General features: G+C 50.3%; 6 protein-coding genes. All 6 read left to right on the top strand.

Annotated elements, in window-relative coordinates; translation table 11 throughout:
• The first annotated feature begins 279 nt into the window (after window positions 1-279).
• The 6 genes from EYQ01_09520 (at window position 280) to EYQ01_09495 (ending at window position 7037) form a co-directional block, all read left to right on the top strand.
• Window positions 280-1827 carry an AAA family ATPase gene (locus EYQ01_09520; GenBank protein ID HIE66025.1) on the top strand — a complete coding sequence of 516 codons (1548 nt, stop codon included), beginning with the start codon at window positions 280-282 and terminating at the stop codon, window positions 1825-1827.
• 84 nt (window positions 1828-1911) lie between these two features.
• Complete coding sequence (locus EYQ01_09515; protein HIE66024.1) at window positions 1912-3444, top strand: peptidase; 1533 nt, start codon at window positions 1912-1914, stop codon at window positions 3442-3444.
• Between the two features lie 13 nt (window positions 3445-3457).
• Entirely contained in the window at window positions 3458-3649 is a 192-nt protein-coding gene (locus EYQ01_09510; protein HIE66023.1) for a ubiquitin-like protein UBact, read from the top strand.
• Entirely contained in the window at window positions 3649-4449 is an 801-nt protein-coding gene (locus EYQ01_09505) for a proteasome subunit alpha (protein HIE66022.1), read from the top strand. Before EYQ01_09510 ends, EYQ01_09505 begins: the two co-directional genes overlap by 1 nt.
• A 251-nt stretch (window positions 4450-4700) precedes the next feature.
• Window positions 4701-5471 (top strand): proteasome subunit alpha, encoded by a 771-nt coding sequence (locus EYQ01_09500; protein HIE66021.1) that lies wholly within the window; start codon window positions 4701-4703, stop codon window positions 5469-5471.
• A gap of 150 nt (window positions 5472-5621) precedes the next feature.
• Window positions 5622-7037 carry a hypothetical protein gene (locus EYQ01_09495; GenBank protein HIE66020.1) on the top strand — a complete coding sequence of 472 codons (1416 nt, stop codon included), beginning with the start codon at window positions 5622-5624 and terminating at the stop codon, window positions 7035-7037.
• The last annotated feature ends 32 nt before the right edge of the window (window positions 7038-7069 follow it).

The raw sequence follows: 7069 nt of genomic DNA, 5'->3' as shown, positions 1-7069 counted from the left end.
TTTGATGTGATGGTCTGAGAAACACTGCTGATCCTACCGCAGCTTGCCTCTCTTTCCAACTACCAAAGTTGCACTTACTTGTTGAATTCACGTGTTTTATTGCTCCTTGGCTTTTGTCACAGGACGAATAAGAAGCCTGGTTCTGAGTCATCACGACTTTAATGAAGGAGAAAAGCCATCAACGATTCCTCGACCGTACCGCCGCAGCCCATTACTCTTCTGGATCAACTTCTGGCAACCACTCCCCAGGAGGATCCCCGCTATCGGACCCTTTATGACTTGCGGAGAAAAATTGAAGAGGAAAACTTGAACCTCCAGCAGGTCCAGGGAGAGATTAAAAAACTGAATCAGGTGGTGGAGAAAGTCACCGCGCCGGCCAACCGAATCGGGACGCTCCTGGGTCTTCCGGCCTCTGATATGGCTCACATTATTGTCGGCGGGGCCGATTACTACACCAATATTGACCCTCGGCTGGAAGTGGATCAACTCCTGATTGGATCACAAGTTTTGGTTAATGAAGCCTTCGTTGTCATCAAGTCGATTGGCTATGATCCTGGCGGGGCAGTGGTCAAGATAACAGATCTTCTCCCGGATGGGCGTCTTCGGATTGGGCAGGAAACGGGATCCCAATCGACATTGCTCATTCGATCAAGCCGATTGACCGATTTGGAACTTACGGTTGGGGATGAGGTGCGGACCGATGCGAGTCATCGGGTTGCCATTGAGAAAGTCGATCATACCAACGAGAGGGAGCATTTCCTCGAGGAGGTGCCGACCGTCCTTTGGTCTGAGATCGGTGGCCAGAAGAAAGCGGTCGATGCCGTTCGAGAGCGGATAGAGGCTCCGCTTCTTCACCCTGAACTCTATAAAAAATACCAGTTTTCTCAACCCAAGGGTTTCCTGCTCTATGGCCCCCCCGGATGCGGAAAAACCTTGATTGGAAAGGCCACGGCCCGAAGTCTGACAGAAAAACGGACCGGGGTCGATGGTAAAAAGGCAGAGGCCTGTTTTTTTCATATCAAAGGCCCTGAAATCCTGAATATGTGGTTGGGAGAGTCTGAAAGGATGGTCCGTGAAATCTTTGCCCGGGCCCGAAAGAAGCGGGCTGAAGGCTATCTTCCTTTTATTTTCATTGATGAGGCGGAGTCTATCCTTGGAACACGCCGCGGGGGCCGCTCGCACAATATTCTCAACACGCTAGTCCCGATGTTTTGCGCGGAGATGGACGGGATAGAGTCACTTAAGGAGATGGTCATCATTCTGGCCTCCAATCGGCCCGATCTGATCGACCCGGCGGTCCTCCGTCCCGGCCGGATAGACCGGAAAATTAAAATCAGTCGGCCGGACCGCGAGGGCTCTGAAGAGACCATCGGAATCTATCTGACGGATCAGATTCCTTTAGCTCCAAAATTATTGAAGAAATATCGCAACAACGCAAAGAAGGCCCGTGGAGCCTTGATTCAGGCGACCGCAGATGCCATTTTTGAAAAAGAAAATTCAAATGTAATACTTGAACTTTATCTTAGAAGTGGCCGAAGAAAAAAACTATATCGTTCAGATCTTGTAAGCGGAGCCTTAATTGAATCGATTGTTCAACGGTCAAAGGAACGTGCAATTAAAAGGGCGATTGCAAAGGAGGAAGAGGGACTCAATATTGAAGATCTCACTTCTTCGGTTGAGGCAGAATTCAAAGAAGGGGAGATCCTTCCCTCGAATGACATCCTCGATGATTGGTTAAAGCTGGTCGACATTGACCCTGATAATGTGGTCGGGCTTTCTTTAAGGGAGAGGAAAGAGAAAGAAGGGGCCGGAAGAGAGGTTATCTAAGGAACTAAATTTCCATCGGGTTAGTTCCCTCCCCCCCCCCCCACACGATGTTCAAGGTGTTATCTGTATTAAATAGCAGGAGAAATGCTGAAACTTTTCGGGATTGAAACAGAATATGGCATTACGCGGGAAGACCTGGATGAGGTTGATCCGGTTGTAGAGTCGATGGCCCTCGTTCGCGCTTACTTAGAGACCTCGCCGAAGGACCAGGGAAGGGAGTCCACCCCCTTTCGGCCCGGTTGGGATTATGGGGACGAAGATCCCCGGAAGGATGCAAGGGGCTTTCGTGCCGATCGCCTGGCGCAGGATGAAGAGGAAACGGCCTTTGCGGAGAGTGATCGTCAGAGGCCCTTTTCCTTTCATGAAATGAAGAGCGATCTGGTCCTGACCAATGGGGCGCGGTACTACAATGACCACACCCACCCTGAATATTCAACGCCGGAGTGCGGGTCAATCCGGGATCTCGTTATTCATGACAAGGCAGGTGAGCGGATTGTTCAGGTCTGTGCCGATCGGCGTAATGCCGAAATCGGTTCGTCCGTGGTTCAGGTTTACAAGAACAATACCGACCTTCATGGGCACAGCTATGGTTGTCACGACAACTACCTCCTTTCCAGATCGATCCCCTTTGGCGAGATTGTCAGATACCTCACCCCTTTTCTGGTGACGCGGCAGATCTTTGCAGGGGCGGGGAAACTCGGCATTGAAGGTCCGGAAGGAACACGTTCAGGGACCTATCAGTTATCACAGCGGGCAGACTTTATTGAGGTGGAGACATCGATCGATACGATGGTTCGCCGTCCGATCATCAATACGCGTGATGAGCCCCATGCAGATCGAAACCGCTATCGGCGTTTGCATCAAATTCTTGGGGATTCAAACTGTTCTGAAGTGGCAACCGGCCTGAAGGTCGGGACCACTTGGCTGGTTCTGCGTCTGATAGAAGAGGGGCTGGCACCGATGGGTGGTATTGTGTCCGATCCCGTCGGCACGATCCATCAGGTCTCTCAAGATACCTCATGCAAGAAGCCGATTCGTTTGGAGGACAAGCGAATGATCTCTCCCATTGACCACCAGGGGCTTTATCTTTCTGCCGCCAAACAAGCATTTGGAAGCGAGGACGATCCGGATACTCTGTGGATTTTGAGGACATGGGAGGAGGTTCTGAACGATCTTGACGCAGACCCGATGCGCTTAGTCCATCGGCTTGACTGGGTTGCCAAGCTTTGGTTGATGGAAACATTTATGGAGGCAGAGGGTTGCGATTGGCATGACCCGCACTTGCCTGCGATCGATTTGGAATACCATAATCTCAATCCGGACCGTGGACTCTTTATTGGACTGGAAAAGGAGGGTGTGGTAGAGCGGCTTACAACCGGAGTAGAAATCAAGCAGGCAATGAAAAAGCCGCCGTCGGACACGCGTGCCGCAATCCGGGGCCTGTGTGTCGAGCGATTTAACGCGCAGATTTATAAAATCCAATGGGAAAAAATCGTCTTTAACAATGGCCTCAAGAAAAAGGAGCTTGACCTGAGGGGCCTCTTCGATCAGGATAATATTGTATCGCTTCGTAACCGTGTGAAACGGGCAGTACACCTTAAGGAAATATTTGATTAAAGGAGTCATCATTATGAAAAACATAGGTGGAGTGGAACGGAAAGAACGTCCGGTGAATCCCCTTGAAAAGCCGATGCATGAACCAGAGGGTGAGAGGGGCCCAGGTCGTCCAAAAACCGATTCAAGCAAAGAGAACCTGTTAAAGCGAATGCGGAAGGTTGATCCAAAACAATCAGAGCGCTATCGCCAGCGGACAGGGGAGTAATGGCAACCTCTCTCACGCACGATGGTGATTTTTGGTCTTTGTTAAAGGATAATGGGTATCGCTTTTCCCCGCCGTCACTTCCGGCCGTAAATGGTCAGCAAAACGGTATGCTACCGGTGACGCAGGGAACGACTATTCTTGCACTCAAGTATCGGACGGGCGTTCTTGTCGCGGGAGATCGGAGGGCCACGGCGGGTACGACGGTCATGCATGACCGGACGGATAAGGTCCTTGATATCGATCGTCACTCTGTCCTGGCGATTGCTGGTGTTCCGGCGACGGCCTTTGAGATTGCCCGGGTCATGGAACACACCTTCAAATATTATCGGCGTAGCCAGCTTCAGGAGTTGAGTTTGGAGGGAAAGATACGAGCCCTTTCAAAATTGCTCAAGGAAAATATTCCAATGGCGATGCAGGGAATTGGTGCGGTTGCCCCGATATATGCTGCATACGATATTCAACGGAATGAAGGGAAGATCTTCTTCTATGATATGTTGGGCGCCGGTTTTGAAGGGGTTGAGTATTCTGTTTCCGGGTCCGGTTCTCCAGCCATTCGGGGTGTCCTCCATTACCAAAATCGATGGAGTGGAGAACCGCTTGCTACGATGTCTGAGGGGAAGGCGATTGTTTTGACGATGCGGCTCTTGGAGACGGCCGCAGAATTTGATTCTGCGACAGGCGGCGTCAACCGGGAGTCCCGTCTCTACCCCTTGATCAAGCTGGTGACTGAGGCGGGTGTGCGTGATATTTCCATAGAACAGCTCGAGTCCCTCTATACCAGTAAAGTAACTGTAACTTAAGGAAGCTCTGATTAAGTCTGGGTTGAATTTTTCGGGAGATAGAATGTTTCGATTCAAGGCGTAAATCGTAGAGAATAGTCTGCTATTTTCAAGATTTGAAATGCAGAAGTGGGGCATTTTAGCCCTGAAAAATAAATTCATGACTTATTCAGAGGTCCCTTAAATGATGTTGACGGTTTGCATGAGGGTGAAGTGATGATAAATGCCCTGCCTGCCCTCTCATCCCCTAATTACTGCACCCTGGAGGAGAAATGTTCGAAGAACCATACCGCTGGGTCGAGGCGATTCAGAACCGCCGGGACTATCTACAAGAACAGCTTTCAGGCGGCAGCCCTGTGGTTGCCCTTCCGTATGATAAAGGCATTTTATTCGCGACGGTCGGAAAGGGTTCTGCGAAACTCTTTGAAATATATGATTTGATCGCCCTGGGTGGCATTGGCCATCCTGCCGATCTTGAAAAACTTCGGAATGTTGTTCTGGATATCTCTCATGTCGAAGGCTTTAACCGATCACCCGGTGATGTCACGATCCGTCGCCTGATGAAGTTCGGTCTCGCCCCCATGGTGAAACAGGCCTTTGAGGAAGTCCTTCACGCACCTTATATTGTGAAAATTCTCATGGCAGAAATCAGCCCGGTGTCGGGAAAACGTCTTTTCTTCCGTTTGAACTATGACGGAGTCTTTGACGAAGCAGATCACGGAATGGTTCTCGCAGGAGACGCTGAGACGACGAAGCGAATGGAGTCTTACTTCGAGACGATCGACAAGAAATCAGACCCGCCATTAAAAAAGACGCTCCAGGCTGCTTTGAGATTATGGGCAATTTCTATTTCCCCATCACCAGATGACGAAAAGAAAGCAGGATCACTTCCGGGCAATGGGGAACTTGACCGCCTCCTTAAAAAACATCTCAAAGACCACGAGATTGAACTGGCCTTTCTCGACCAAACACAAGCCGGAAGTGCAAAATTCAGAATTTCTTCACAGAAGGAAATCCAGGCCGGTTTAAAAGGATGGTTGTAACGATCAGCTTACCTGGATTTTCCTTCAGGGCAAGGAACGAGGATCGTAGAACCGGAACGTATGGTGTATGCGTGAGGATTCGAGTACCGCAGAAACGACACCATGGAGAAAAAGATGGGTGAGCTGAATCGTTACGGATGGCTTTGAGTGATGGAATCGCGCATCATCGGACTTGAAACTGAATATGGCTGCCTCCTCAAGGAAGGAAGCCAGAGCGAAACACCTGAAAGCATCTCCCGCCAGATCAAGGATCACATCTTTCAAAAAAGAAAGCTCGGTTTAGTGGACCTTCACCATAGGGCCCATGACGAGCCGCCGGGAAATGGTGGGTTTATATCAAATGGCGGGCGGATTTATCTTGACATGGGGCATCTCGAATATGCGACGCCGGAATGTATCGATCTCGCAGACCTGGTTGCGCATGACCGTGCAGGAGATCGCATCCTGCAAGAGGCGATTGAAGAGTTGGGCCTGTCGGATCGTGTATCCATCATCAAGAACAATGTCGACCATCGGACCGGGGCGACTTTTGGATCACATGAAAACTATCTGGTTGGGCGCGACTTTCCTTTCTCATATGAGGGTTTGGGGCAAATGATTCCCTTCCTGGTGACCCGGCAGATCTTCACCGGTGCCGGTAGGGTGGGGGTCCAACTTGCGCCAGAGGGTTGGGTGGTACTTGGAGAAGGAAAAAGTCCCCCCGTTCGTTATCAGATTTCCCAGCGTGCAGACCACATCGTCAATGATTTTTATCAATGGGTTCAATTTAATCGCGCTATTATCAATACACGGAATGAGCCTCTGGCCGACCCCGCTCGTTTTCGCCGTATCCACCTTCTCCTGGGCGATTCAAATATGCTTGAATATGCTGTCGCGCTGAAGTTCGGGACGACCTCCCTCGTCTTGTCCTTGATTGAAGCGGGGGCGGGACCGACAGGTCTGGCACTGCTTGATCCGGTTTTTGATTTAAAACAGATTTCGCGGGATCAAGAGAGAGAATGGATTGTGACGCTTGAAAGCGGGAAGAAAATTCCGGCGATAGAAGTTCAGGAGGCATTCTTCCACGCGGCGGAAAGACATTTAAAAGGGAAAAATCTGGATACGGATTGGACCATTAATGAATGGGGGCGGACCCTGGAGGCCTTGGCCAATGACCCGGAGCAGCTTATTGGAAAGGTTGATTGGATCTCGAAGGAATGGCTCCTTCAGACTTTTCTGGAGGCAGAGAGTGCGGACTGGGATGAGACCTGGATGGCGAGTCTGGACCTTGAATACCATAACCTGAACCGTGATTCGGGACTTTCATTTGCGCTTGAAGACGAGAATAAAGCGGCCCGCCGGACAACAGATGATGCGATTGCTCTTGCCGTGTCGGCCCCTCCGAGAAATACACGTGCCTCGGGTCGCGGAGAGCTCATACATTCGCTGCTCCAACAGAAGAGAGCCTACGTCATCAACTGGGCAACCTTTTACATTGATGGAAAAGAATTGCTCCCTATGGAAGATCCCTTTATGACATATACCTCAGAAGTCCAGGCTTATCTAAGAACTGGACAAGAGAAATAGTATATTTTATTGAGGCCTTCACAGAGATGGAT

This window comes from Candidatus Manganitrophaceae bacterium (assembly GCA_012960925.1).
GTDB lineage: Bacteria > Nitrospirota > Nitrospiria > SBBL01 > JAADHI01 > DUAG01.
The sequence above is the reverse complement of the archived record's forward strand: the minus strand, read 5'-3'. Positions and strand labels throughout refer to the sequence as shown.

Coding starts and splice junctions, on each gene's coding strand:
- EYQ01_09515 (HIE66024.1), top strand. CDS start 1,912: ATGCTGAAACTTTTCGGGATTGAAACAGAATATGGCATTACGCGGGAA.
- EYQ01_09510 (HIE66023.1), top strand. CDS start 3,458: ATGAAAAACATAGGTGGAGTGGAACGGAAAGAACGTCCGGTGAATCCC.
- EYQ01_09505 (HIE66022.1), top strand. CDS start 3,649: ATGGCAACCTCTCTCACGCACGATGGTGATTTTTGGTCTTTGTTAAAG.
- EYQ01_09500 (HIE66021.1), top strand. CDS start 4,701: ATGTTCGAAGAACCATACCGCTGGGTCGAGGCGATTCAGAACCGCCGG.
- EYQ01_09495 (HIE66020.1), top strand. CDS start 5,622: ATGGAATCGCGCATCATCGGACTTGAAACTGAATATGGCTGCCTCCTC.